5 protein-coding genes, 2 tRNA genes, 2 rRNA genes and 66 pseudogenes are annotated in these 20,826 nt (G+C 41.0%); 48 read left to right on the forward strand and 27 right to left on the reverse strand.

The window, feature by feature from the left end; all coding sequences use genetic code 11:
- Positions 1–20 precede the first annotated feature (20 nt).
- Both HHK02_RS12140 and HHK02_RS12145 read left to right on the forward strand, forming a co-directional pair.
- Positions 21–93: transfer RNA gene (locus HHK02_RS12140), tRNA-Ala, on the forward strand.
- Positions 94–168, forward strand: a tRNA-Ile gene (locus HHK02_RS12145).
- A 158-nt stretch (positions 169–326) separates the two neighbouring features.
- Here HHK02_RS12145 and HHK02_RS12505 read toward each other — a convergent pair.
- Positions 327–455, reverse strand: a pseudogene (locus tag HHK02_RS12505) (IS30 family transposase); the annotation flags it as partial.
- Between the two features lie 2 nt (positions 456–457).
- On the opposite strand from HHK02_RS12505, the pseudogene HHK02_RS12150 reads away from it, so the two are divergent.
- Positions 458–928: pseudogene (locus HHK02_RS12150) on the forward strand (helix-turn-helix domain-containing protein); the annotation flags it as partial.
- Here HHK02_RS12150 and HHK02_RS12155 read toward each other — a convergent pair.
- Positions 925–1,101, reverse strand: a pseudogene (locus tag HHK02_RS12155) (helix-turn-helix domain-containing protein); the annotation flags it as partial. The pseudogenes HHK02_RS12150 and HHK02_RS12155 sit on opposite strands and share 4 nt — an antisense overlap.
- A gap of 218 nt (positions 1,102–1,319) precedes the next feature.
- Here HHK02_RS12155 and rrf (HHK02_RS12160) point away from each other — a divergent pair.
- Positions 1,320–1,436: ribosomal RNA gene (gene rrf, locus HHK02_RS12160) — 5S ribosomal RNA — on the forward strand.
- Between the two features lie 3 nt (positions 1,437–1,439).
- On the opposite strand, the gene rrf (HHK02_RS12165) is transcribed toward rrf (HHK02_RS12160), so the two are convergent.
- A 5S ribosomal RNA gene (rrf, locus tag HHK02_RS12165) occupies positions 1,440–1,556 on the reverse strand.
- A gap of 1 nt (position 1,557) precedes the next feature.
- A pseudogene (locus HHK02_RS13045) lies at positions 1,558–2,009 on the reverse strand (IS30 family transposase); the annotation flags it as partial.
- 1 nt (position 2,010) lies between these two features.
- Between HHK02_RS13045 and HHK02_RS12175 the strand changes: the two are divergent.
- A pseudogene (locus tag HHK02_RS12175) lies at positions 2,011–2,258 on the forward strand (DDE-type integrase/transposase/recombinase); the annotation flags it as partial.
- Here HHK02_RS12175 and tnpA (HHK02_RS12180) read toward each other — a convergent pair.
- Positions 2,250–2,435 (reverse strand): annotated as a pseudogene (gene tnpA / locus HHK02_RS12180) (IS200/IS605 family transposase); the annotation flags it as partial. The pseudogenes HHK02_RS12175 and tnpA (HHK02_RS12180) overlap by 9 nt on opposite strands.
- A 256-nt stretch (positions 2,436–2,691) precedes the next feature.
- Here tnpA (HHK02_RS12180) and HHK02_RS12185 point away from each other — a divergent pair.
- Positions 2,692–2,820, forward strand: a pseudogene (locus tag HHK02_RS12185) (transposase); the annotation flags it as partial.
- Between the two features lie 410 nt (positions 2,821–3,230).
- Here the strand turns inward: HHK02_RS12185 and HHK02_RS12190 are convergent.
- Positions 3,231–3,634, reverse strand: a pseudogene (locus tag HHK02_RS12190) (reverse transcriptase domain-containing protein); the annotation flags it as partial.
- On the opposite strand from HHK02_RS12190, the pseudogene HHK02_RS12195 reads away from it, so the two are divergent.
- The 5 pseudogenes from HHK02_RS12195 to HHK02_RS12810 form a co-directional block, all read left to right on the forward strand.
- A pseudogene (locus HHK02_RS12195) lies at positions 3,633–3,863 on the forward strand (reverse transcriptase domain-containing protein); the annotation flags it as partial. The pseudogenes HHK02_RS12190 and HHK02_RS12195 overlap by 2 nt on opposite strands.
- A 3-nt stretch (positions 3,864–3,866) precedes the next feature.
- Positions 3,867–4,039: pseudogene (locus tag HHK02_RS13205) on the forward strand (group II intron reverse transcriptase/maturase); the annotation flags it as partial.
- Positions 4,040–4,326: 287 nt separating this feature from the next.
- Positions 4,327–4,425, forward strand: a pseudogene (locus HHK02_RS12200) (IS200/IS605 family transposase); the annotation flags it as partial.
- A gap of 96 nt (positions 4,426–4,521) precedes the next feature.
- A pseudogene (locus HHK02_RS12965) lies at positions 4,522–4,656 on the forward strand (IS30 family transposase); the annotation flags it as partial.
- Positions 4,650–5,039, forward strand: a pseudogene (locus HHK02_RS12810) (transposase family protein); the annotation flags it as partial. The pseudogenes HHK02_RS12965 and HHK02_RS12810, both read left to right, overlap by 7 nt.
- A gap of 123 nt (positions 5,040–5,162) precedes the next feature.
- Here the strand turns inward: HHK02_RS12810 and HHK02_RS12215 are convergent.
- Positions 5,163–5,510, reverse strand: a pseudogene (locus HHK02_RS12215) (reverse transcriptase domain-containing protein); the annotation flags it as partial.
- Here HHK02_RS12215 and HHK02_RS12220 point away from each other — a divergent pair.
- A pseudogene (locus tag HHK02_RS12220) lies at positions 5,510–5,848 on the forward strand (reverse transcriptase domain-containing protein); the annotation flags it as partial. The pseudogenes HHK02_RS12215 and HHK02_RS12220 sit on opposite strands and share 1 nt — an antisense overlap.
- Before the next feature lie 13 nt (positions 5,849–5,861).
- On the opposite strand, the pseudogene HHK02_RS12225 reads toward HHK02_RS12220, so the two are convergent.
- Positions 5,862–6,187 (reverse strand): annotated as a pseudogene (locus tag HHK02_RS12225) (IS30 family transposase); the annotation flags it as partial.
- A gap of 1 nt (position 6,188) precedes the next feature.
- Here HHK02_RS12225 and HHK02_RS12230 point away from each other — a divergent pair.
- The 3 pseudogenes from HHK02_RS12230 to HHK02_RS12240 form a co-directional block, all read left to right on the forward strand.
- Positions 6,189–6,320: pseudogene (locus HHK02_RS12230) on the forward strand (IS30 family transposase); the annotation flags it as partial.
- Positions 6,321–6,688: 368 nt separating this feature from the next.
- Positions 6,689–7,012 (forward strand): annotated as a pseudogene (locus HHK02_RS12235) (reverse transcriptase domain-containing protein); the annotation flags it as partial.
- Positions 7,011–7,331: pseudogene (locus HHK02_RS12240) on the forward strand (reverse transcriptase domain-containing protein); the annotation flags it as partial. The pseudogenes HHK02_RS12235 and HHK02_RS12240, both read left to right, overlap by 2 nt.
- 290 nt (positions 7,332–7,621) lie before the next feature.
- Here HHK02_RS12240 and HHK02_RS12245 read toward each other — a convergent pair.
- A pseudogene (locus HHK02_RS12245) lies at positions 7,622–7,909 on the reverse strand (reverse transcriptase domain-containing protein); the annotation flags it as partial.
- Here HHK02_RS12245 and HHK02_RS12250 point away from each other — a divergent pair.
- Positions 7,909–8,190, forward strand: a pseudogene (locus HHK02_RS12250) (reverse transcriptase domain-containing protein); the annotation flags it as partial. The pseudogenes HHK02_RS12245 and HHK02_RS12250 sit on opposite strands and share 1 nt — an antisense overlap.
- Here HHK02_RS12250 and HHK02_RS12255 read toward each other — a convergent pair.
- Both HHK02_RS12255 and HHK02_RS12260 read right to left on the reverse strand, forming a co-directional pair.
- Positions 8,183–8,465, reverse strand: a pseudogene (locus tag HHK02_RS12255) (group II intron reverse transcriptase/maturase); the annotation flags it as partial. The pseudogenes HHK02_RS12250 and HHK02_RS12255 overlap by 8 nt on opposite strands.
- 159 nt (positions 8,466–8,624) lie before the next feature.
- Positions 8,625–8,891: pseudogene (locus HHK02_RS12260) on the reverse strand (RNA-guided endonuclease TnpB family protein); the annotation flags it as partial.
- Between HHK02_RS12260 and HHK02_RS12265 the strand changes: the two are divergent.
- From HHK02_RS12265 to HHK02_RS12280, 5 genes and pseudogenes are all read left to right on the forward strand, one after another.
- The gene (locus HHK02_RS12265) at positions 8,878–9,135 is read left to right on the forward strand and encodes a hypothetical protein (protein ID WP_414601683.1); all 258 of its coding nucleotides are present in this window, start codon (positions 8,878–8,880) and stop codon (positions 9,133–9,135) included. The pseudogene HHK02_RS12260 and the gene HHK02_RS12265 sit on opposite strands and share 14 nt — an antisense overlap.
- A pseudogene (locus HHK02_RS12270) lies at positions 9,129–9,389 on the forward strand (ISLre2-like element ISLre2 family transposase); the annotation flags it as partial. The gene HHK02_RS12265 and the pseudogene HHK02_RS12270, both read left to right, overlap by 7 nt.
- Positions 9,388–9,639: pseudogene (locus tag HHK02_RS13290) on the forward strand (ISLre2-like element ISLre2 family transposase); the annotation flags it as partial. The pseudogenes HHK02_RS12270 and HHK02_RS13290, both read left to right, overlap by 2 nt.
- Positions 9,640–9,765: pseudogene (locus tag HHK02_RS13295) on the forward strand (transposase); the annotation flags it as partial. It abuts the pseudogene before it with no gap.
- A 148-nt stretch (positions 9,766–9,913) separates the two neighbouring features.
- Positions 9,914–10,018, forward strand: a pseudogene (locus HHK02_RS12280) (transposase); the annotation flags it as partial.
- Between the two features lie 19 nt (positions 10,019–10,037).
- Here the strand turns inward: HHK02_RS12280 and HHK02_RS12285 are convergent.
- Positions 10,038–10,163, reverse strand: a pseudogene (locus HHK02_RS12285) (helix-turn-helix domain-containing protein); the annotation flags it as partial.
- 125 nt (positions 10,164–10,288) lie between these two features.
- Here HHK02_RS12285 and HHK02_RS12290 point away from each other — a divergent pair.
- A pseudogene (locus tag HHK02_RS12290) lies at positions 10,289–10,387 on the forward strand (helix-turn-helix domain-containing protein); the annotation flags it as partial.
- On the opposite strand, the pseudogene HHK02_RS12295 reads toward HHK02_RS12290, so the two are convergent.
- Positions 10,380–10,630: pseudogene (locus tag HHK02_RS12295) on the reverse strand (IS30 family transposase); the annotation flags it as partial. The pseudogenes HHK02_RS12290 and HHK02_RS12295 overlap by 8 nt on opposite strands.
- A 1-nt stretch (position 10,631) precedes the next feature.
- On the opposite strand from HHK02_RS12295, the pseudogene HHK02_RS12300 reads away from it, so the two are divergent.
- The 4 pseudogenes from HHK02_RS12300 to HHK02_RS12315 form a co-directional block, all read left to right on the forward strand.
- Positions 10,632–10,786 (forward strand): annotated as a pseudogene (locus tag HHK02_RS12300) (IS30 family transposase); the annotation flags it as partial.
- Positions 10,772–11,008: pseudogene (tnpA, locus tag HHK02_RS12305) on the forward strand (IS200/IS605 family transposase); the annotation flags it as partial. The pseudogenes HHK02_RS12300 and tnpA (HHK02_RS12305), both read left to right, overlap by 15 nt.
- A 10-nt stretch (positions 11,009–11,018) precedes the next feature.
- A pseudogene (tnpA, locus tag HHK02_RS12310) lies at positions 11,019–11,255 on the forward strand (IS200/IS605 family transposase); the annotation flags it as partial.
- Positions 11,256–11,582: pseudogene (locus HHK02_RS12315) on the forward strand (ISLre2-like element ISLre2 family transposase); the annotation flags it as partial.
- Positions 11,583–11,744: 162 nt separating this feature from the next.
- On the opposite strand, the pseudogene HHK02_RS12320 reads toward HHK02_RS12315, so the two are convergent.
- Positions 11,745–11,981: pseudogene (locus tag HHK02_RS12320) on the reverse strand (UPF0236 family transposase-like protein); the annotation flags it as partial.
- Here HHK02_RS12320 and HHK02_RS12325 point away from each other — a divergent pair.
- Positions 11,982–12,218: pseudogene (locus tag HHK02_RS12325) on the forward strand (UPF0236 family transposase-like protein); the annotation flags it as partial.
- Positions 12,219–12,237: 19 nt separating this feature from the next.
- On the opposite strand, the pseudogene tnpA (HHK02_RS12330) reads toward HHK02_RS12325, so the two are convergent.
- Positions 12,238–12,459: pseudogene (gene tnpA / locus HHK02_RS12330) on the reverse strand (IS200/IS605 family transposase); the annotation flags it as partial.
- Here tnpA (HHK02_RS12330) and tnpA (HHK02_RS12335) point away from each other — a divergent pair.
- Positions 12,450–12,671, forward strand: a pseudogene (tnpA, locus tag HHK02_RS12335) (IS200/IS605 family transposase); the annotation flags it as partial. The pseudogenes tnpA (HHK02_RS12330) and tnpA (HHK02_RS12335) sit on opposite strands and share 10 nt — an antisense overlap.
- Positions 12,672–12,899: 228 nt before the next feature.
- A pseudogene (locus tag HHK02_RS13215) lies at positions 12,900–13,151 on the forward strand (ISLre2-like element ISLre2 family transposase); the annotation flags it as partial.
- On the opposite strand, the pseudogene HHK02_RS12350 reads toward HHK02_RS13215, so the two are convergent.
- Positions 13,132–13,371 (reverse strand): annotated as a pseudogene (locus HHK02_RS12350) (reverse transcriptase domain-containing protein); the annotation flags it as partial. The pseudogenes HHK02_RS13215 and HHK02_RS12350 overlap by 20 nt on opposite strands.
- A 23-nt stretch (positions 13,372–13,394) precedes the next feature.
- On the opposite strand from HHK02_RS12350, the gene HHK02_RS12355 reads away from it, so the two are divergent.
- The 3 genes and pseudogenes from HHK02_RS12355 to HHK02_RS13220 all read left to right on the forward strand — a co-directional run.
- Positions 13,395–13,589, forward strand: coding sequence for a hypothetical protein (locus HHK02_RS12355; protein WP_414601693.1), 195 nt, complete (start codon positions 13,395–13,397; stop codon positions 13,587–13,589).
- Positions 13,588–13,812 (forward strand): annotated as a pseudogene (locus HHK02_RS12360) (RNA-guided endonuclease TnpB family protein); the annotation flags it as partial. The gene HHK02_RS12355 and the pseudogene HHK02_RS12360, both read left to right, overlap by 2 nt.
- A pseudogene (locus HHK02_RS13220) lies at positions 13,812–14,033 on the forward strand (RNA-guided endonuclease TnpB family protein); the annotation flags it as partial. The pseudogenes HHK02_RS12360 and HHK02_RS13220, both read left to right, overlap by 1 nt.
- 406 nt (positions 14,034–14,439) lie before the next feature.
- Here the strand turns inward: HHK02_RS13220 and HHK02_RS12370 are convergent.
- Positions 14,440–14,649: pseudogene (locus HHK02_RS12370) on the reverse strand (RNA-guided endonuclease TnpB family protein); the annotation flags it as partial.
- Between HHK02_RS12370 and HHK02_RS12375 the strand changes: the two are divergent.
- Positions 14,649–14,876: pseudogene (locus tag HHK02_RS12375) on the forward strand (RNA-guided endonuclease TnpB family protein); the annotation flags it as partial. The pseudogenes HHK02_RS12370 and HHK02_RS12375 sit on opposite strands and share 1 nt — an antisense overlap.
- Here HHK02_RS12375 and HHK02_RS12380 read toward each other — a convergent pair.
- Positions 14,857–14,997, reverse strand: a pseudogene (locus tag HHK02_RS12380) (transposase); the annotation flags it as partial. The pseudogenes HHK02_RS12375 and HHK02_RS12380 overlap by 20 nt on opposite strands.
- A 61-nt stretch (positions 14,998–15,058) precedes the next feature.
- Positions 15,059–15,268, reverse strand: a pseudogene (locus HHK02_RS12385) (reverse transcriptase domain-containing protein); the annotation flags it as partial.
- Between HHK02_RS12385 and HHK02_RS12390 the strand changes: the two are divergent.
- A pseudogene (locus HHK02_RS12390) lies at positions 15,260–15,526 on the forward strand (reverse transcriptase domain-containing protein); the annotation flags it as partial. The pseudogenes HHK02_RS12385 and HHK02_RS12390 sit on opposite strands and share 9 nt — an antisense overlap.
- A 266-nt stretch (positions 15,527–15,792) precedes the next feature.
- Here HHK02_RS12390 and HHK02_RS12970 read toward each other — a convergent pair.
- Positions 15,793–15,918: pseudogene (locus tag HHK02_RS12970) on the reverse strand (helix-turn-helix domain-containing protein); the annotation flags it as partial.
- Positions 15,918–16,031 (reverse strand): annotated as a pseudogene (locus HHK02_RS12400) (transposase); the annotation flags it as partial. The pseudogenes HHK02_RS12970 and HHK02_RS12400, both read right to left, overlap by 1 nt.
- Between HHK02_RS12400 and HHK02_RS13225 the strand changes: the two are divergent.
- From HHK02_RS13225 to HHK02_RS12425, 5 genes and pseudogenes are all read left to right on the forward strand, one after another.
- Entirely contained in the window at positions 16,032–16,121 is a 90-nt protein-coding gene (locus HHK02_RS13225) for a helix-turn-helix domain-containing protein (RefSeq protein ID WP_181462497.1), read from the forward strand.
- Positions 16,118–16,294, forward strand: a pseudogene (locus HHK02_RS12410) (helix-turn-helix domain-containing protein); the annotation flags it as partial. The gene HHK02_RS13225 and the pseudogene HHK02_RS12410, both read left to right, overlap by 4 nt.
- A 4-nt stretch (positions 16,295–16,298) precedes the next feature.
- Positions 16,299–16,478 (forward strand): annotated as a pseudogene (locus HHK02_RS12415) (helix-turn-helix domain-containing protein); the annotation flags it as partial.
- Positions 16,447–16,656: pseudogene (locus tag HHK02_RS13300) on the forward strand (RNA-guided endonuclease TnpB family protein); the annotation flags it as partial. The pseudogenes HHK02_RS12415 and HHK02_RS13300, both read left to right, overlap by 32 nt.
- A 466-nt stretch (positions 16,657–17,122) precedes the next feature.
- Positions 17,123–17,299 (forward strand): annotated as a pseudogene (locus HHK02_RS12425) (ISLre2-like element ISLre2 family transposase); the annotation flags it as partial.
- On the opposite strand, the pseudogene HHK02_RS12430 reads toward HHK02_RS12425, so the two are convergent.
- Together HHK02_RS12430 and HHK02_RS12435 are read right to left on the reverse strand one after the other, a co-directional pair.
- Positions 17,294–17,479, reverse strand: a pseudogene (locus HHK02_RS12430) (ISLre2-like element ISLre2 family transposase); the annotation flags it as partial. The pseudogenes HHK02_RS12425 and HHK02_RS12430 overlap by 6 nt on opposite strands.
- A pseudogene (locus HHK02_RS12435) lies at positions 17,463–17,630 on the reverse strand (group II intron maturase-specific domain-containing protein); the annotation flags it as partial. The pseudogenes HHK02_RS12435 and HHK02_RS12430, both read right to left, overlap by 17 nt.
- Between HHK02_RS12435 and HHK02_RS12440 the strand changes: the two are divergent.
- Positions 17,630–17,788, forward strand: a pseudogene (locus HHK02_RS12440) (group II intron maturase-specific domain-containing protein); the annotation flags it as partial. The pseudogenes HHK02_RS12435 and HHK02_RS12440 sit on opposite strands and share 1 nt — an antisense overlap.
- Here HHK02_RS12440 and HHK02_RS12445 read toward each other — a convergent pair.
- Positions 17,782–17,940 (reverse strand): annotated as a pseudogene (locus HHK02_RS12445) (RNA-guided endonuclease TnpB family protein); the annotation flags it as partial. The pseudogenes HHK02_RS12440 and HHK02_RS12445 overlap by 7 nt on opposite strands.
- Before the next feature lie 2 nt (positions 17,941–17,942).
- Here HHK02_RS12445 and HHK02_RS12450 point away from each other — a divergent pair.
- A pseudogene (locus HHK02_RS12450) lies at positions 17,943–18,095 on the forward strand (RNA-guided endonuclease TnpB family protein); the annotation flags it as partial.
- A gap of 157 nt (positions 18,096–18,252) precedes the next feature.
- Here the strand turns inward: HHK02_RS12450 and HHK02_RS12455 are convergent.
- A pseudogene (locus HHK02_RS12455) lies at positions 18,253–18,411 on the reverse strand (group II intron reverse transcriptase/maturase); the annotation flags it as partial.
- Between HHK02_RS12455 and HHK02_RS12460 the strand changes: the two are divergent.
- Positions 18,407–18,607, forward strand: a pseudogene (locus HHK02_RS12460) (group II intron reverse transcriptase/maturase); the annotation flags it as partial. The pseudogenes HHK02_RS12455 and HHK02_RS12460 sit on opposite strands and share 5 nt — an antisense overlap.
- 256 nt (positions 18,608–18,863) lie before the next feature.
- Positions 18,864–19,037, forward strand: a complete 174-nt coding sequence (locus HHK02_RS12465; protein ID WP_181462500.1) for a hypothetical protein — start codon at positions 18,864–18,866, stop codon at positions 19,035–19,037.
- On the opposite strand, the pseudogene HHK02_RS13305 reads toward HHK02_RS12465, so the two are convergent.
- A pseudogene (locus HHK02_RS13305) lies at positions 19,011–19,079 on the reverse strand (IS200/IS605 family transposase); the annotation flags it as partial. The gene HHK02_RS12465 and the pseudogene HHK02_RS13305 sit on opposite strands and share 27 nt — an antisense overlap.
- 320 nt (positions 19,080–19,399) lie before the next feature.
- On the opposite strand from HHK02_RS13305, the pseudogene HHK02_RS12470 reads away from it, so the two are divergent.
- From HHK02_RS12470 to HHK02_RS12490, 5 genes and pseudogenes are all read left to right on the forward strand, one after another.
- Positions 19,400–19,713 (forward strand): annotated as a pseudogene (locus HHK02_RS12470) (group II intron maturase-specific domain-containing protein); the annotation flags it as partial.
- Positions 19,706–19,852 (forward strand): transposase, encoded by a 147-nt coding sequence (locus tag HHK02_RS12475; RefSeq protein WP_414601685.1) that lies wholly within the window; start codon positions 19,706–19,708, stop codon positions 19,850–19,852. The pseudogene HHK02_RS12470 and the gene HHK02_RS12475, both read left to right, overlap by 8 nt.
- Before the next feature lie 196 nt (positions 19,853–20,048).
- Positions 20,049–20,171: pseudogene (locus HHK02_RS12480) on the forward strand (IS30 family transposase); the annotation flags it as partial.
- Between the two features lie 14 nt (positions 20,172–20,185).
- Positions 20,186–20,308 (forward strand): annotated as a pseudogene (locus HHK02_RS13235) (IS30 family transposase); the annotation flags it as partial.
- A pseudogene (locus tag HHK02_RS12490) lies at positions 20,306–20,419 on the forward strand (transposase); the annotation flags it as partial. The pseudogenes HHK02_RS13235 and HHK02_RS12490, both read left to right, overlap by 3 nt.
- A gap of 278 nt (positions 20,420–20,697) precedes the next feature.
- On the opposite strand, the pseudogene HHK02_RS13310 reads toward HHK02_RS12490, so the two are convergent.
- Positions 20,698–20,769, reverse strand: a pseudogene (locus HHK02_RS13310) (IS200/IS605 family transposase); the annotation flags it as partial.
- Positions 20,770–20,826: the final 57 nt, after the last annotated feature.

Genomic DNA, 20,826 nt, shown 5'->3' on the forward strand with positions numbered 1-20,826 from the left:
GTTTTCAAAGTACAAACTCTGGGGAATTAGCTCAGCTGGGAGAGCACCTGCTTTGCAAGCAGGAGGTCATCGGTTCGATTCCGTTATTCTCCAGGGCCTATAGCTCAGCTGGTTTAGAGCGCACGCCTGATAAGCGTGAGGTCGATGGTTCAAGTCCATTTAGGCCCAGGTAAACCTCTCAAAACTAAACAAAGTTTCTCCGATGTGTAGGTTCCGTTTTATTCCTTAGAAAGGAGGTGATCCAGCCGCAGGTTCTCCTACGGCTACCTTGTTACGACTTCACCCCAGTCATCTGTCCCGCCTTAGGCGGCTCCCTCCATAAAGGTTATCCACTGATACAAAGTCACAACAGACTTAGGGATCAGTGAATCATCACTCATCAAATCACGTGCCTTATAAATAGCTGCTTGAGGAGAGTAACGATGCTCATCAAATTCACCAAGCATTAATTGGTCAAATGACGCACTTAAATGATACCATGTCTACTAGTTTATTGACTACTCATAAAAAGAATGCTCATCTTACTAAAGAAGAACGTGTGATGATTGCGACTTTAAAGTCGCAAGGACTTTCCAATCGTGCAATTGGTCGCCAATTAGGAGTTAATCATCAAACAATTAATAACGAGCTTAAACGTGGTACAGTTCGCCAAATTCGTCGTCAAAAATTCAATGGTAAGACTTACGATTACCCTCATCACATCTACAGTTATGAAGCTGGTCAGAATATTTATCTTAAATGCCACCAACGGTCCGGTCGTCCTCGTTTATATTACCGCTCAAAGCGTTTTTTACAATTGGCCTACCAATTAATGCTTGGTGAATTTGATGAGCATCGTTACTCTCCTCAAGCAGCTATTTATAAGGCACGTGATTTGATGAGTGATGATTCACTGATCCCTAAGTCTGTTGTGACTTTGTATCAGTGGAGCTCGTTATTAATTGTTTGATGATTAACTCCTAATTGGCGACCAATTGCACGATTGGAAAGTCCTTGCGACTTTAAAGTCGCAATCATCACACGTTCTTCTTTAGTAAGATGAGCATTCTTTTTATGAGTAGTCAATAAACTAGTAGACATGGTATCATTTAAGTGCGTCATTTGACTTCATTGGCCATAGCTAATTGTTGTTTAAGTTCTTTGATTTGTTCTTCCGCTGTTTGCTTCATGGTACGTCACCTCCTTTGAATTATTCTTTGGTAATTATATCAAAGAATTCTTCTTTTAAATAGAAGTAACTCAATAAAAACTTCCATGAAGCAAACAGCGGAAGAACAAATCAAAGAACTTAAACAACAATTAGCTATGGCCAATGAAAGTGTGGTGATGATGGCTTGAAGGATACACCTGTACCCATGCCGAACACAGAAGTTAAGCTTCAACACGCCGAAAGTAGTTGGGGGATCGCTCCCTGCGAGGATAGGACGTTGCCACGCTAAGCGTGGCAACGTCCTATCCTCGCAGGGAGCGATCCCCCAACTACTTTCGGCGTGTTGAAGCTTAACTTCTGTGTTCGGCATGGGTACAGGTGTATCCTTCAAGCCATCATCACCACACTCTTTGTCTATCCATTGACGAATGTCCATTAAACATAGCTCGTGGATAGTGATTCATCCAATCATTAGTCGCTATGATCTGAGCACTACTATAGTTATTTATAGCTTCACCTTTGGTAATCTCCTTGCGGAGAAAACGATTATTGATTTCATTGGATCCGCGTTCCCAAGGAGAATATGGGTCAGTGTAAAAAACATGGTCATGAACTCGCGCTAACTCACTAAATTCAGAACCATTATCAGAAGTAATTGTTTTAAAATGCGATAGTAAGCACTCTTGCCAAGCTTCTGACGCAACTCAACAAAAAAATGATTCACTGCATATGTAGTTTTACTGGTAATTTTTCTCGTAATATTAACCCGTGAAAAACGATCAGTCATTACTAGAACAACGCTATCCTTGCCATCTTTATGACCTTGAATAGTGTCTAGTTCCCAATGACCAATTTCGGACTCCGAAATTGGTCATTGGGAACTAGACACTATTCAAGGTCATAAAGATGGCAAGGATAGCGTTGTTCTAGTAATGACTGATCGTTTTTCACGGGTTAATATTACGAGAAAAATTACCAGTAAAACTACATATGCAGTGAATCATTTTTTTGTTGAGTTGCGTCAGAAGCTTGGCAAGAGTGCTTACTATCGCATTTTAAAACAATTACTTCTGATAATGGTTCTGAATTTAGTGAGTTAGTGTACGTGGTCCTGATCATGATTCCATTCTTGCAAATTAATGCCGTATGCTTGTCCCACAACTACAAAACGATGTTTAAGATATTCAGATATTTCATCGTTAATTACTTTTCGACGATACTTAACCATCATTACCAAATGGTAATTAAGTAAGTATACTGAATGCTGATTTCTATCTAATTCTATTGTTATCACAACATTTTATAGATATATACTAAATATATCATAGAACAAAAGAAAAAGCACTAACGTGCTTTAAGAGAGCGATTCATCCCCTACTTATAGAAGTAGGGGTATTCTCGCAAATTTATGGATAAAGGTGGATTATAGAATGAAGTTAGCCACCTAATTGGTGGTAAATGCAAAAACGCCATTCGGCGTGACATCAGGTATCATATTAAGTGAATCAAACCTATATGAAAGGATGTCCGTCAAATGACGCATGATGGTTAAGTATCGTCGAAAAGTAATTAACGATGAAATATCTGAATATCTTAAACATCGTTTTGTAGTTGTGGGACAAGCATACGGCATTAATTTGCAAGAATGGAATCATGATCAGGACCACGTATGAAGGAAGTCTAAGGCAAAGTACTGCATCGATGAACAAGAAGTAGCTATAAGGCTGAAATTAACTGGATAAGGCTGCTAGACAAGTTGAAGTCCAATACTACTCGAAGTTGGTCTCAGTAAAGCTAACGATGACATGGTACGAAAGCTAATATTCTTACCCGGGGAGATCTGGCCTACACGTTTCCGACAAGAGGAATAAGTTTAATTTCCACAGAAACAAGCGGTGCAGTGATGCAGTGTTGAGTAAGCCAGAAGTCAGCCGAGGTCATAGTAGTTTGAATAATCAGATGAAGGACTGAACGACAATAACTTGTAACTTATATCGGAGGTGTAATCAGGTGCGACAATCGCAGAAAACAGAACAACAAGCTGACCGCTTGTCGAGGATAGGTTTGGAAAACCGAAAGCTACTTTTGCAATAGCGTCATGGGCCCCACGGTGGGGACGGAAGCCAAAACTATTATCAGAGAAAACACGCTCAAAGATAGGCGTAAGAATTTGGGCTACAGCTTGTTGAACCATTCGGTCCACCACAGTTGGTATTCCAAGTCTTCTTACTCCACCATTAGGCTTCGGAATTTCTACCCGTTTGACTGGTGCTGGTTTATACTTGCCCTCACGCAAACTAGCGATCAGTTCCATCTTATTTTCTCTGAGATATGGCAGAAGGTCATTGACTGTGTCATATCGTCAATGCCTGCTGCTCCTTTATTTCTCTTAACTCGCAAATAAGCCTGATTAAGGTTATTGCGATCCAAGACTAAGTCTTGGATAGTGACACTCATACCTTTACCTTCACCATAACCGATGGAACTGATCGCTAGTTTGCGTGAGGGCAAGTATAAACCAGCACCAGTCAAACGGGTAGAAATTCCGAAGCCTAATGGTGGAGTAAGAAGACTTGGAATACCAACTGTGGTGGACCGAATGGTTCAACAAGCTGTAGCCCAAATTCTTACGCCTATCTTTGAGCGTGTTTTCTCTGATAATAGTTTTGGCTTCCGTCCCCACCGTGGGGCCCATGACGCTATTGCAAAAGTAGGTTATGGTGAAGGTAAAGGTATGAGTGTCACTATCCAAGACTTAGTCTTGGATCGCAATAACCTTAATCAGGCTTATTTGCGAGTTAAGAGAAATAAAGGAGCAGCAGGCATTGACGATATGACACAGTCAATGACCTTCTGCCATATCTCAGAGAAAATAAGATGGAACTGATGAATATGTCCAAGACGCTCCAGTCAATTCAATGTGATTAAGTTGTCGAACCGCCGTATACGGAACCGTACGTACGGTGGTGTGAGAGGTCGATAATTGAACTAATCAATTATCTCCTACTCGATTAATGCCTTTAGACCTGGTTGAGTGCGCGAGCAGAGCGAGTGCACGAAACAAAAAAACACCTGCTATGCGGGTGGGCGATAAAAATTATATAAAAAAGGCCTCTTTTGCCTTAAGATGTAGGTGTTCAAGCCAAAGCCAATAAGGGAAAAGAGGTTATATAAATATGGCTAATAAATTAAATAGCTTAGCCCATACGAAGTGGTTATGTAAGTATCACATCGTATTCATACCAAAGTATAGACGTAAAGCGATCTTCAATCAATATGGCTAATAAATTAAATAGCTTAGCCCATACGAAGTGGTTATGTAAGTATCACATCGTATTCATACCAAAGTATAGACGTAAAGCGATCTTCAATCAAACCAATTAATGCTTGGTGAATTTGATGAGCATCGTTACTCTCCTCAAGCAGCTATTTATAAGGCACGTGATTTGATGAGTGATGATTCACTGATCCCTAAGTCTGTTGTGACTTTGTATCAGTGGATCAATTAATGCTTGGTGAATTTGATGAGCATCGTTACTCTCCTCAAGCAGCTATTTATAAGGCACGTGATTTGATGAGTGATGATTCACTGATCCCTAAGTCTGTTGTGACTTTGTATCAGTGGATTAATGATGGGGTATTACGTACGTCTAACTTGGACCTTTTTGAGAAAACTAAACGTAAACACCATCAATCTCATCCACAAGCCAAAAAGTGCTTAGGACCTAACATTGCTCAACGTCCACAGGTTGCGGACCAACGGTCCGAAATTGGTCATTGGGAACTAGACACTATTCAAGGTCATAAAGATGGCAAGGATAGCGTTGTTCTAGTAATGACTGATCGTTTTTCACGGGTTAATATTACGAGAAAAATTACCAGTAAAACTGTCCGAAATTGGTCATTGGGAACTAGACACTATTCAAGGTCATAAAGATGGCAAGGATAGCGTTGTTCTAGTAATGACTGATCGTTTTTCACGGGTTAATATTACGAGAAAAATTACCAGTAAAACTGAGTAGTACTGAAGCCACCCACGCATTTTTCGATGAATTTCTTCAAACATTCTTGTCAGAGATATTCCACGATTACGTTTAGTTAATAACTTCAGTGCTTTCTTTACTCGTTGTTGCGATTGTTTAGATGGACGGGCGTAGGCCCCATTGTGGTCTACACCCAGCGAAAAGCCAAGAAACTTCAACCGTAGCGGGCTACCGACTTTGGTTTTATCCGGGTTCACTTTAACTTTCAAGCGCTTTTCTAGAAACTGGGTAATGCTTCGCATTACTCGTTCTCCGGCTCGTTGACTTTTAACATAGATGTTACAATCATCCGCATAGCGCACAAAGTGGTGACCACGGTCACCACTTTGTGCGCTATGCGGATGATTGTAACATCTATGTTAAAAGTCAACGAGCCGGAGAACGAGTAATGCGAAGCATTACCCAGTTTCTAGAAAAGCGCTTGAAAGTTAAAGTGAACCCGGATAAAACCAAAGTCGGTAGCCCGCTACGGTTGAAGTTTCTTGGCTTTTCGCTGGGTGTAGACCACAATGGGGCCTACGCCCGTCCATCTAAACAATCGCAACAACGAGTAAAGAAAGCACTGAAGTTATTAACTAAACGTAATCGTGGAATATCTCTGACAAGAATGTTTGAAGAAATTCATCGAAAAATGCGTGGGTGGCTTCAGTACTACATGTCAATTTAAGTTAGAAAAAAAGTAGTTGCTCATCAGTGACATACTTCATGAATACCTCGTAAGGTGTTTGATAGCCCAATGACTTGCGAGGAATGTTGTTCCGGTAACTCATTATTTGAGCAACTTCTTCATCAGCTAGGTGACGGAGATCGCGACCTTTGTGGAGCCCATTGCGCCGCAGAAGGCCGTTGTTGTTCTCGTTTAACCCCCTTGGTTAGGTGCCCCCACCTCGGCAAAGTAGGTCTGGAGGTCAAATTGGTTGGCAATTGCTCGCCAGTCAGCGAACTCCTTCCCATTGTCGAAGGTAATCGACTTGAAGAAGTGGGGTGGAAACTTTAAGTTTCCACCCCACTTCTTCAAGTCGATTACCTTCGACAATGGGAAGGAGTTCGCTGACTGGCGAGCAATTGCCAACCAATTTGACCTCCAGACCTACTTTGCCGAGGTGGGGGCACCTAACCAAGGGGGTTAACTTGGCTAATAGTCGTAACCTCTGCTTGAAGGTTCGTTCAGAATCGGTAGGGTAAGTATGCGATGTTTCCAGAATCTCCCACTTCAAGCATTAAACCGTAGGTTTAGCTAAGTGGGAGTAGTTCAATTGTTTTAGTGCGCCCGGCATGGGTATTAGCTAGGTGGTGAAAGTCCGCTATGGGCCGTAGTAGTCGGAACCATGAGCTGAGGACAAGGGTGTCCACCGTGAGGTGGAATCTGAAGGAAGTCTAAGGCAAAGTTTGCCTTAGACTTCCTTCAGATTCCACCTCACGGTGGACACCCTTGTCCTCAGCTCATGGTTCCGACTACTACGGCCCATAGCGGACTTTCACCACCTAGCTAAGTGGTCACCACTTTGTGCGCTATGCGGATGATTGTAACATCTATGTTAAAAGTCAACGAGCCGGAGAACGAGTAATGCGAAGCATTACCCAGTTTCTAGAAAAGCGCTTGAAAGTTAAAGTGAACCCAGATAAAACCAAAGTCGGTAGCCCGCTACGGTTGAAGTTTCTTGGCTTTTCGCTGGGTGTAGACCACAATGGGGCCTACGCCCGTCCAGCTAAACAATCGCAACAACGAGTAAAGAAAGCACTGAAGTTATTAACTAAACGTAATCGTGGAATATCTCTGACAAGAATGTTTGAAGAAATTCATCGAAAAATGCGTGGGTCACCACTTTGTGCGCTATGCGGATGATTGTAACATCTATGTTAAAAGTCAACGAGCCGGAGAACGAGTAATGCGAAGCATTACCCAGTTTCTAGAAAAGCGCTTGAAAGTTAAAGTGAACCCAGATAAAACCAAAGTCGGTAGCCCGCTACGGTTGAAGTTTCTTGGCTTTTCGCTGGGTGTAGACCACAATGGGGCCTACGCCCGTCCAGCTAAACAATCGCAACAACGAGTAAAGAAAGCACTGAAGTTATTAACTAAACGTAATCGTGGAATATCTCTGACAAGAATGTTTGAAGAAATTCATCGAAAAATGCGTTCAAAGATTGTCTGATTAATTGAGTTAGCGATTATAATTCGTTAATTAAAACTCAAATAACGCGGTGTTCTCGGTTTATTGTTTTGTTAATAAAGAAATTAGATAGTATTTAGTTTTCAAAGTACAAGCTCTGGTAAACCCCTCAAAACTAAACAAAGTTTCTTCGATGTGTAGGTTCCGTTTTATTCCTTAGAAAGGAGGTGATCCAGCCGCAGGTTCTCCTACGGCTACCTTGTTACGACTTCACCCCAGTCATCTGTCCCGCCTTAGGCGGCTCCCTCCATAAAGGTTGGGTTCACTTTAACTTTCAAGCGCTTTTCTAGAAACTGGGTAATGCTTCGCATTACTCGTTCTCCGGCTCGTTGACTTTTAACATAGATGTTACAATCATCCGCATAGCGCACAAAGTGGTGACCACGTCTAGTCAACTCTTTGTCCAACTCATTTAGGTAGATGTTCGCCAGTAGTGGTGACAATGGCCCTCCTTGTGGGGTTCCTTTTTCACTCTTAGCGAAAAGCCCATGGTCTAAGACTCCGCTAGTTAGAAACTTACGAATGAGTCTTAGTGTCCATGGGTCCATGGACACTAAGACTCATTCGTAAGTTTCTAACTAGCGGAGTCTTAGACCATGGGCTTTTCGCTAAGAGTGAAAAAGGAACCCCACAAGGAGGGCCATTGTCACCACTACTGGCGAACATCTACCTAAATGAGTTGGACAAAGAGTTGACTAGACGTGGTCACCACTTTGTGCGCTATGCGGATGATTGTAACATCTATGTTAAAAGTCAACGAGCCGGAGAACGAGTAATGCGAAGCATTACCCAGTTTCTAGAAAAGCGCTTGAAAGTTAAAGTGAACCACGCATTTTTCGATGAATTTCTTCAAACATTCTTGTCAGAGATATTCCACGATTACGTTTAGTTAATAACTTCAGTGCTTTCTTTACTCGTTGTTGCGATTGTTTAGCTGGACGGGCGTAGGCCCCGTTGTGGTCTACACCCAGCGAAAAGCCCATGGTCTAAGACTCCGCTAGTTAGAAACTTACGAATGAGTCTTAGTGTCCATGGGTCATCAATATATTGTTGGAGATACTTAATCATCAAGTCATGATTAACGTTATCAAAATAGTATTTTGATAACGTTAATCATGACTTGATGATTAAGTATCTCCAACAATATATTGATGACCCATGGACACTAAGACTCATTCGTAAGTTTCTAACTAGCGGAGTCTTAGACCATGGGCTTTTCGCTGGGTGTAGACCACAACGGGGCCTACGCCCGTCCAGCTAATCCACTAAAACAGTAATGTAATATTGACCAGCAACGTTCAGACGAACAGTGACATTCTTAATTTTACCCATTGGCAATCGACCAGCTCTAAAATAGATGATACCGAGTTTTGGTAACTTTATATGATAGCAATCTAAAACTTTAATATTGCCATTAACGTACTTTGAATTGTAGCTCTGAGAATATTTTCTGGATTTAAATTGAGGGAATTTATTTTGACCTTTAAAAAAGCGTTGAAAAGCATCGGCTAAATTGAATTTAGCCGATGCTTTTCAACGCTTTTTTAAAGGTCAAAATAAATTCCCTCAATTTAAATCCAGAAAATATTCTCAGAGCTACAATTCAAAGTACGTTAATGGCAATATTAAAGTTTTAGATTGCTATCATATAAAGTTACCAAAACTCGGTATCATCTATTTTAGAGCTGGTCGATTGCCAATGGGTAAAATTAAGAATGTCACTGTTCGTCTGAACGTTGCTGGTCAATATTACATTACTGTTTTAGTGTAATGCACGCCGTGCATGAGTTAGGAAATCAGGTAGCTAAACAAACTCAAGCAAAAGAACACCAAGCTACTCCTCGCCATATGCCTAAAAATTTAACTATTGAGGGTGATGCCTTTATGATTAAAGGTAAAAAAGAAGCAGGTCAGCTGACTCTTGTGCACCATTATCGGGTTTATGAGCGAGTAGCTAATCAAATCATTAATCGGCATGACTTTCTCAGTGTTGGGCACCAAGGACGGCTTGAAGCACGACTAAATGCACGCCGTGCATGAGTTAGGAAATCAGGTAGCTAAACAAACTCAAGCAAAAGAACACCAAGCTACTCCTCGCCATATGCCTAAAAATTTAACTATTGAGGGTGATGCCTTTATGATTAAAGGTAAAAAAGAAGCAGGTCAGCTGACTCTTGTGCACCATTATCGGGTTTATGAGCGAGTAGCTAATCAAATCATTAATCGGCATGACTTTCTCAGTGTTGGGCACCAAGGACGGCTTGAAGCACGACTATTTGTAGTTGTGGGACAAGCATACGGCATTAATTTGCAAGAATGGAATCATGATCAGGACCACGTACATGTTTTGTTTAGAGCAACGCCTCATACGGAAATGGCTAAATTTTTAAATGCTTACAAATGGTGGATTATAGAATGAAGTTAGCCACCCAGTTGGTGGTAAATAAAAAACGCCATTCGGCGTGACATCAGGTATCATATTAAGTGAACCAAACCTATACGAAAGGATGTCCGTCAAATGACGCACTTTTGTAGTTGTGGGACAAGCATACGGCATTAATTTGCAAGAATGGAATCATGATCAGGACCACGTACATGTTTTGTTTAGAGCAACGCCTCATACGGAAATGGCTAAATTTTTAAATGCTTACAAATGGTGGATTATAGAATGAGGTTGAGCTCGTTATTAATTGTTTGATGATTAACTCCTAATTGGCGACCAATTGCGCGATTGGAAAGTCCTTGCGACTTTAAAGTCGCAATCATCACACGTTCTTCTTTAGTAAGATGAGCATTCTTGTTAGTGTAAGATTTTCATAGGTTGGATGAATAATTCATCTGGTCGTGGAAATCTTTTTTGTAGACCAATTTACTTATTTACAAAAAAAGAAAAGACCAGTAGCCTTTAGTGTGTCGAATACTAAATGATTGCGACTTTAAAGTCGCAAGGACTTTCCAATCGCGCAATTGGTCGCCAATTAGGAGTTAATCATCAAACAATTAATAACGAGCTCAACTCCGGTAACTCATTATTTGAGCAACCTCTTCATCAGCTAGGTGGCGGAGATCGCGGCCTTTGTGGAGCCCATCGCGCCGCAGAAGGCCGTTGTTGTTCTCGTTTAACCCCCGTTGGTTAGGTGCCCCACCTCGGCAAAGTAGGTCTGGAGGTCAAATTGGTTGGCAATTGCTCGCCAGTCAGCGAACTCCTTCCCATTGTCGAAGGTAATCGACTTGAAGAAGTGGGGTGGAAACTTTGCCAACCATTCCTTGGCAAAGTTTCCACCCCACTTCTTCAAGTCGATTACCTTCGACAATGGGAAGGAGTTCGCTGACTGGCGAGCAATTGCCAACCAATTTGACCTCCAGACCTACTTTGCCGAGGTGGGGCACCTAACCAACGGGGGTTAAATCATGATCAGGACCACGTACATGTTTTGTTTAGAGCAACGCCTCATACGGAAATGGCTAAATTTTTAAATGCTTACAAATCGTCTAGCTCCAGAATGGTCAAAAAACAATTTCCAGAAATCAAGCAATATCTTTGGAAATCAGCCTTTTGGACACAAAGCTATTGCTTAATTAGCACTGGTGGAGCGCCTTTAGAAGTTGTAAAACGATATATTGAAAGTCAAGGGAGAAAATAATGGTTCTAAAAGCCATGATCAGGACCACGTACATGTTTTGTTTAGAGCAACGCCTCATACGGAAATGGCTAAATTTTTAAATGCTTACAAATCGTCTAGCTCCAGAATGGTCAAAAAACAATTTCCAGAAATCAAGCAATATCTTTGGAAATCAGCCTTTTGGACACAAAGCTATTGCTTAATTAGCACTGGTGGAGCGCCTTTAGAAGTTGTAAAACGATATATTGAAAGTCAAGGGAGAAAATAAGTGCATGAGTTAGGAAATCAGGTAGCTAAACAAACTCAAGCAAAAGAACACCAAGCTACTCCTCGCCATATGCCTAAAAATTTAACTATTGAGGGTGATGCCTTTATGATTAAAGGCAAAAAAGAAGCAGGTCAGCTGACTCTTGTGCACCATTATCGGGTTTATGAGCGAGTAGCTAATCAAATCATTAATCGGCATGACTTTCTCAGTGTTGGGCACCAAGGACGGCTTGAAGCACGACTAGTGCATGAGTTAGGAAATCAGGTAGCTAAACAAACTCAAGCAAAAGAACACCAAGCTACTCCTCGCCATATGCCTAAAAATTTAACTATTGAGGGTGATGCCTTTATGATTAAAGGCAAAAAAGAAGCAGGTCAGCTGACTCTTGTGCACCATTATCGGGTTTATGAGCGAGTAGCTAATCAAATCATTAATCGGCATGACTTTCTCAGTGTTGGGCACCAAGGACGGCTTGAAGCACGACTAATGTAATAGGCTGGTTTGAGCCACTCGAGGAAGAACTGTTAATTGTTCTAGGATCGTATTTAAACTAGCTTGCAGTTGACCATTCATTCGGGCTTCAATTAAACCAATCATGGCTTTAGCCCCCTGCTTAGTCCATGACTTGCCCTGTTTCTTCATCCGGTAAGTAAAAGCCCGGTGAGAACTTTCGACTGAACCAATTAAATGAATATCCTTAAATCCACGCATTTGTGGTGAGAGGATATCCTCTCACCACAAATGCGTGGATTTAAGGATATTCATTTAATTGGTTCAGTCGAAAGTTCTCACCGGGCTTTTACTTACCGGATGAAGAAACAGGGCAAGTCATGGACTAAGCAGGGGGCTAAAGCCATGATTGGTTTAATTGAAGCCCGAATGAATGGTCAACTGCAAGCTAGTTTAAATACGATCCTAGAACAATTAACAGTTCTTCCTCGAGTGGCTCAAACCAGCCTATTATTAACGGCTTTTAGAACCATTATTTTCTCCCTTGACTTTCAATATATCGTTTTACAACTTCTAAAGGCGCTCCACCAGTGCTAATTAAGCAATAGCTTTGTGTCCAAAAGGCTGATTTCCAAAGATACTGCTTGATTTCTGGAAATTGTTTTTTGACCATTCTGGAGCTAGACGATTTGTAAGCATTTAAAAATTTAGCCATTTCCGTATGAGGCGTTGCTCTAAACAAAACATGTACATGTTTTGTTTAGAGCAACGCCTCATACGGAAATGGCTAAATTTTTAAATGCTTACAAATCGTCTAGCTCCAGAATGGTCAAAAAACAATTTCCAGAAATCAAGCAGTATCTTTGGAAATCAGCCTTTTGGACACAAAGCTATTGCTTAATTAGCACTGGTGGAGCGCCTTTAGAAGTTGTAAAACGATATATTGAAAGTCAAGGGAGAAAATAAAAAAAAGAAGCAGGTCAGCTGACTCTTGTGCACCATTATCGGGTTTATGAGCGAGTAGCTAATCAAATCATTAATCGGCATGACTTTCTCAGTGTTGGGCACCAAGGACGGCTTGAAGCACGACTAAGTGATTATTTAGACCGCCATTATAAGCTTGCCGGTCAAACGATCTTTTTGGCCAGTGACGCTGGCCCAGGTTACGAACCAGCTAAGCTATTAAGTCTAGTTCCTAAAAAAGAAGCAGGTCAGCTGACTCTTGTGCACCATTATCGGGTTTATGAGCGAGTAGCTAATCAAATCATTAATCGGCATGACTTTCTCAGTGTTGGGCACCAAGGACGGCTTGAAGCACGACTAAGTGATTATTTAGACCGCCATTATAAGCTTGCCGGTCAAACGATCTTTTTGGCCAGTGACGCTGGCCCAGGTTACGAACCAGCTAAGCTATTAAGTCTAGTTCCTCAGCGAAAAGCCCATGGTCTAAGACTCCGCTAGTTAGAAACTTACGAATGAGTCTTAGTGTCCATGGGTCATCAATATATTGTTGGAGATACTTAATCATCAAGTCATGATTAACGTTATCAAAATAGGCTTTTAGGTCTAAGTCGACAACTCTTCGATAGCCTTGATTATAAAGATCTACTACTTTTGCAATAGCGTCATGGGCCCCACGGTGGGGACGGAAGCCAAGGCTTCCGTCCCCACCGTGGGGCCCATGACGCTATTGCAAAAGTAGTAGATCTTTATAATCAAGGCTATCGAAGAGTTGTCGACTTAGACCTAAAAGCCTATTTTGATAACGTTAATCATGACTTGATGATTAAGTATCTCCAACAATATATTGATGACCCATGGACACTAAGACTCATTCGTAAGTTTCTAACTAGCGGAGTCTTAGACCATGGGCTTTTCGCTTAAAGGTCAAAATAAGTTCCCTCGATTTAAATCCAGAAAATATTCTCAGAGCTACAATTCAAAGTACGTTAATGGCAATATTAAAGTTTTAGATTGCCATCATATAAAGTTACCAAAACTCGGTATCATCTATTTTAGAGCTGGTCGATTGCCAATGGGTAAAATTAAGAATGTCACTGTTCGTCTGAACGTTGCTGGTCAATATTACATTACTGTTTTAGTGGAAAAGGTCAAAATAAGTTCCCTCGATTTAAATCCAGAAAATATTCTCAGAGCTACAATTCAAAGTACGTTAATGGCAATATTAAAGTTTTAGATTGCCATCATATAAAGTTACCAAAACTCGGTATCATCTATTTTAGAGCTGGTCGATTGCCAATGGGTAAAATTAAGAATGTCACTGTTCGTCTGAACGTTGCTGGTCAATATTACATTACTGTTTTAGTGCTGGCACTTGCAGAAGCCGATTCACTTGCTGATGCCGATTCGCTGGCACTTGCTGATGCTGATTCGCTTGCACTAGCAGAAGCGGATTCACTGGCACTTGCAGAAGCCGATTCACTTGCTGATGCCGATTCGCTGGCACTTGCTGATGCTGATTCGCTTGCACTAGCAGAAGCGGATTCACTGGCACTTGCAGAAGCCGATTCACTTGCTGATCACTTGCTGATGCCGATTCGCTGGCACTTGCTGATGCTGATTCGCTTGCACTAGCAGAAGCGGATTCACTGGCACTTGCAGAAGCCGATTCACTTGCTGATGCCGATTCGCTGGCACTTGCTGATGCTGATTCGCTTGCACTAGCAGAAGCGGATTCACTGGCACTTGCAGAAGCCGATTCACTTGCTGATGCGCAATCTAAAACTTTAATATTGCCATTAACGTACTTTGAATTGTAGCTCTGAGAATATTTTCTGGATTTAAATTGAGGGAATTTATTTTGACCTTTAAAAAAGCGTTGAAAAGCATCGGCTAAATTGCGATTAGCACTTTGCAAAGCAGTTGATTCTGCTTGTTTCAACCAAGGATACTCAACCTTAAGTTGTTTCAACAGATTATTCAAATAATCTGTTGAAACAACTTAAGGTTGAGTATCCTTGGTTGAAACAAGCAGAATCAACTGCTTTGCAAAGTGCTAATCGCAATTTAGCCGATGCTTTTCAACGCTTTTTTAAAGGTCAAAATAAATTCCCTCAATTTAAATCCAGAAAATATTCTCAGAGCTACAATTCAAAGTACGTTAATGGCAATATTAAAGTTTTAGATTGCCGTATGCTTGTCCCACAACTACAAAACGATGTTTAAGATATTCAGATATTTCATCGTTAATTACTTTTCGACGATACTTAACCACCATTACCAAATGGTAATTAAGTAAGTATACTGAATGCTGATTTCTATCTAATTCTATTGTTATCACCACATTTTATAGATATATACTAAATATATCATAGAACAAAAGAAAAAGCACTAACGAAGTCATGATTAACGTTATCAAAATAGGCTTTTAGGTCTAAGTCGACAACTCTTCGATAGCCTTGATTATAAAGATCTACTACTTTTGCAATAGCGTCATGGGCCCCACGGTGGGGACGGAAGCCAAAACTATTATCAGAGAAAACACGCTCAAAGATAGGCGTAAGAATTTGGGCTACAGCTTGTTGAACCATTCGGTCCACCACATGGTTCAACAAGCTGTAGCCCAAATTCTTACGCCTATCTTTGAGCGTGTTTTCTCTGATAATAGTTTTGGCTTCCGTCCCCACCGTGGGGCCCATGACGCTATTGCAAAAGTAGTAGATCTTTATAATCAAGGCTATCGAAGAGTTGTCGACTTAGACCTAAAAGCCTATTTTGATAACGTTAATCATGACGCTTGTCGCCGCTCGTCACCGGCGTATCCGTTCCGGATGTTGGCGTTTCGCCCGCTGCGCCACTAGCTGACGTGGCTGGTGCTTCCCCGCCTAGCGTTGCACTGGACGTTGGCTTGTCGCCGCTCGTCACCGGCGTATCCGTTCCGGATGTTGGCGTTTCGCCCGCTGCGCCACTAGCTGACGTTTGTCGCCGCTCGTCACCGGCGTATCCGTTCCGGATGTTGGCGTTTCGCCCGCTGCGCCACTAGCTGACGTGGCTGGTGCTTCCCCGCCTAGCGTTGCACTGGACGTTGGCTTGTCGCCGCTCGTCACCGGCGTATCCGTTCCGGATGTTGGCGTTTCGCCCGCTGCGCCACTAGCTGACGTGGCTGGTGCTGAACACAACCGAAGGTTTGCCAGAGCTGATTTCGTTGTGCTGAATTTGGATAGATGCGCATTTTAACAGCTTTTAGAACCATTATTTTCTCCCTTGACTTTCAATATATCGTTTTACAACTTCTAAAGGCGCTCCACCAGTGCTAATTAAGCAATAGCTTTGTGTCCAAAAGGCTGATTTCCAAAGATATTGCTTATGGTTCTAAAAGCTGTTAAAATGCGCATCTATCCAAATTCAGCACAACGAAATCAGCTCTGGCAAACCTTCGGTTGTGTTGTCAAATGACGCACTTAAATGATACCATGTCTACTAGTTTATTGACTACTCATAAAAAGAATGCTCATCTTACTAAAGAAGAACGTGTGATGATTGCGACTTTAAAGTCGCAAGGACTTTCCAATCGCGCAATTGGTCGCCAATTAGGAGTTAATCATCAAACAATTAATAACGAGCTCAACCCAAATGACGCACTTAAATGATACCATGTCTACTAGTTTATTGACTACTCATAAAAAGAATGCTCATCTTACTAAAGAAGAACGTGTGATGATTGCGACTTTAAAGTCGCAAGGACTTTCCAATCGCGCAATTGGTCGCCAATTAGGAGTTAATCATCAAACAATTAATAACGAGCTCAACCAATTTAGCCGATGCTTTTCAACGCTTTTTTAAAGGTCAAAATAAATTCCCTCAATTTAAATCCAGAAAATATTCTCAGAGCTACAATTCAAAGTACGTTAATGGCAATATTAAAGTTTTAGATTGCCATCATATAAAGTTACCAAAACTCGGTATCGTCTATTTTAGAGCTGGTCGATTGAATTTAGCCGATGCTTTTCAACGCTTTTTTAAAGGTCAAAATAAATTCCCTCAATTTAAATCCAGAAAATATTCTCAGAGCTACAATTCAAAGTACGTTAATGGCAATATTAAAGTTTTAGATTGCCATCATATAAAGTTACCAAAACTCGGTATCGTCTATTTTAGAGCTGGTCGATTGACGCCATTCGGCGTGACATCAGGTATCATATTAAGTGAACCAAACCTATATGAAAGGATGTCCGTCAAATGACGCACTTAAATGATACCATGTCTACTAGTTTATTGACTACTCATAAAAAGAATGCTCATCTTACTAAAGAAGAACGTGTGATGATTGCGACTTTAAAGTCGCAAGGATGACGCACTTAAATGATACCATGTCTACTAGTTTATTGACTACTCATAAAAAGAATGCTCATCTTACTAAAGAAGAACGTGTGATGATTGCGACTTTAAAGTCGCAACGGATGAAGAAACAGGGCAAGTCATGGACTGAGCAGGGGGCTAAAGCCATGATTGGTTTAATTGAAGCCCGAATGAATGGTGAACTGCAAGCTAGTTTAAATACAATCCTAGAACAATTAACAGTTCTTCCTCGAGTGGCTCAAACCAGCCTATTACAGGAAATGCATATTCGATCGAATATGCATTTCCTGTAATAGGCTGGTTTGAGCCACTCGAGGAAGAACTGTTAATTGTTCTAGGATTGTATTTAAACTAGCTTGCAGTTCACCATTCATTCGGGCTTCAATTAAACCAATCATGGCTTTAGCCCCCTGCTCAGTCCATGACTTGCCCTGTTTCTTCATCCGGGCGTTGAATAAAGTTAGTTAGTTTCCCAATTGAGTAGTACTGAAGCCACCCACGCATTTTTCGATGAATTTCTTCAAACATTCTTGTCAGAGATATTCCACGATTACGTTTAGTTAATAACTTCAGTGCTTTCTTTACTCGTTGTTGCGATTGTTTAGAAACAATCGCAACAACGAGTAAAGAAAGCACTGAAGTTATTAACTAAACGTAATCGTGGAATATCTCTGACAAGAATGTTTGAAGAAATTCATCGAAAAATGCGTGGGTGGCTTCAGTACTACTCAATTGGGAAACTAACTAACTTTATTCAACGCCTTGTTTTAGGAAGAGTTTGGTTTTCGCTTTCCACTAAAACAGTAATGTAATATTGACCAGCAACGTTCAGACGAACAGTGACATTCTTAATTTTACCCATTGGCAATCGACCAGCTCTAAAATAGATGATACCGAGTTTTGGTAACTTTATATGATCATATAAAGTTACCAAAACTCGGTATCATCTATTTTAGAGCTGGTCGATTGCCAATGGGTAAAATTAAGAATGTCACTGTTCGTCTGAACGTTGCTGGTCAATATTACATTACTGTTTTAGTGGAAAGCGAAAACCAAACTCTTCCTAAAACACTAATAGAAAACTGGAACAACTCGGACTTATGAATATGTCCAAGACGCTCCAGTCAATTCAATGTGATTAAGTTGTCGAACCGCCGTATACGGAACCGTACGTACGGTGGTGTGAGAGGTCGATAATTGAACTAATCAATTATCTCCTACTCGATTCTCCTTGTGGGGTTCCTTTTTCACTCTTAGCGAAAAGCCCATGGTCTAAGACTCCGCTAGTTAGAAACTTACGAATGAGTCTTAGTGTCCATGGGTCATCAATATATTGTTGGAGATACTTAATCATCAAGTCATGATTAACGTTATCAAAATAGTATTTTGATAACGTTAATCATGACTTGATGATTAAGTATCTCCAACAATATATTGATGACCCATGGACACTAAGACTCATTCGTAAGTTTCTAACTAGCGGAGTCTTAGACCATGGGCTTTTCGCTAAGAGTGAAAAAGGAACCCCACAAGGAAGTAAGACCTTGAGCTATTCTCTAACTAATAGAAAACTGGAACAACTCGGACTTATGAATATGTCCAAGACGCTCCAGTCAATTCAATGTGATTAAGTTGTCGAACCGCCGTATACGGAACCGTACGTACGGTGGTGTGAGAGGTCGATAATCTGATGCCGATTCACTGGCACTTGCTGATGCCGATTCACTGGCACTTGCTGATGCCGATTCACTGGCACTTGCTGATGCCGATTCACTGGCACTTGCTGATGCCGATTCACTGGCACTTGCTGATGCCGATTCACTGGCACTTGCTGATGCGATGCCGATTCACTGGCACTTGCTGATGCCGATTCACTGGCACTTGCTGATGCCGATTCACTGGCACTTGCTGATGCCGATTCACTGGCACTTGCTGATGCCGATTCACTGGCACTTGCTGATGCCGATTCACTGGCACTTGCTGATCCACCATTACCAAATGGTAATTAAGTAAGTATACTGAATGCTGATTTCTATCTAATTCTATTGTTATCACCACATTTTATAGATATATACTAAATATATCATAGAACAAAAGAAAAAGCACTAACGTGCTTTAAGAGAGCGATTCATCCCCGTGTCCACCGTGAGGTGGAATCTGAAGGAAGTCTAAGGCAAAGTACTGCATCGATGAACAAGAAGTAGCTATAAGGCTGAAATTAACTGGATAAGGCTGCTAGACAAGTTGAAGTCCAATACTACTCGAAGTTGGTCTCAGTAAAGCTAGGGGCCTACGCCCGTCCAGCTAAACAATCGCAACAACGAGTAAAGAAAGCACTGAAGTTATTAACTAAACGTAATCGTGGAATATCTCTGACAAGAATGTTTGAAGAAATTCATCGAAAAATGCGTGGGTGGCTTCAGTACTACGGGGCCTACGCCCGTCCAGCTAAACAATCGCAACAACGAGTAAAGAAAGCACTGAAGTTATTAACTAAACGTAATCGTGGAATATCTCTGACAAGAATGTTTGAAGAAATTCATCGAAAAATGCGTGGGTGGCTTCAGTACTACTCTACTGGCGAACTGCACATAGTAAGACCTTGAGCTATTCTCTAACTAATAGAAAACTGGAACAACTCGGACTTATGAATATGTCCAAGACGCTCCAGTCAATTCAATGTGATTAAGTTGTCGAACCGCCGTATACGGAACCGTACGTATCTTTGGAAATCAGCCTTTTGGACACAAAGCTATTGCTTAATTAGCACTGGTGGAGCGCCTTTAGAAGTTGTAAAACGATATATTGAAAGTCAAGGGAGAAAATAATGGTTCTAAAAGCCGTTAAAATGCGCATCTATCCAAAATAAGCCGATAATAAAAGCCGGCGTCTCAAGGCGCTGGCTTTCGCTTTGCTCAAGCCAAAATGCTCTGACTACTTTGCCACCGCTTTAAGCGGTGTTTGTACTACCTCACTTACCCTTAAAAGGGTCTGAATATTCCACACTGAAAGGATGTCCGTCAAATGACGCACTTAAATGATACCATGTCTACTAGTTTATTGACTACTCATAAAAAGAATGCTCATCTTACTAAAGAAGAACGTGTGATGATTGCGACTTTAAAGTCGCAAGGACTTTCCAATCGAAGGATGTCCGTCAAATGACGCACTTAAATGATACCATGTCTACTAGTTTATTGACTACTCATAAAAAGAATGCTCATCTTACTAAAGAAGAACGTGTGATGATTGCGACTTTAAAGTCGCAAGGACTTTCCAATAAGCAATATCTTTGGAAATCAGCCTTTTGGACACAAAGCTATTGCTTAATTAGCACTGGTGGAGCGCCTTTAGAAGTTGTAAAACGATATATTGAAAGTCAAGGGAGAAAATAATGGTTCTAAAAGCCGTTAATCTGTGCTGTAAACTACCCAGTTGTTATTCGCAGCACCATTAATTACTACCTTGGAAACTGTATCTGGGATAGTAATCACATTGTTGGCGATTCTATTGTAGTCACCCCTCATAATAAGAATTCCTGTTGTACAACAGGAATTCTTATTATGAGGGGTGACTACAATAGAATCGCCAACAATGTGATTACTATCCCAGATACAGTTTCCAAGGTAGTAATTAATGGTGCTGCGAATAACAACTGGGTAGTTTACAGCACAACCACCATTACCAAATGGTAATTAAGTAAGTATACTGAATGCTGATTTCTATCTAATTCTATTGTTATCACCACATTTTATAGATATATACTAAATATATCATAGAACAAAAGAAAAAGCACTAACGT

This window comes from Limosilactobacillus reuteri (assembly GCF_013694365.1).
GTDB lineage: Bacteria > Bacillota > Bacilli > Lactobacillales > Lactobacillaceae > Limosilactobacillus > Limosilactobacillus reuteri_E.

Excerpts from the sequence above, each read along its gene's own strand:
- HHK02_RS13225 (WP_181462497.1), top strand. The coding sequence starts at position 16,032 with ATGGTTCTAAAAGCTGTTAAAATGCGCATCTATCCAAATTCAGCACAA.
- HHK02_RS12465 (WP_181462500.1), top strand. The coding sequence starts at position 18,864 with ATGCCGATTCACTGGCACTTGCTGATGCCGATTCACTGGCACTTGCTG.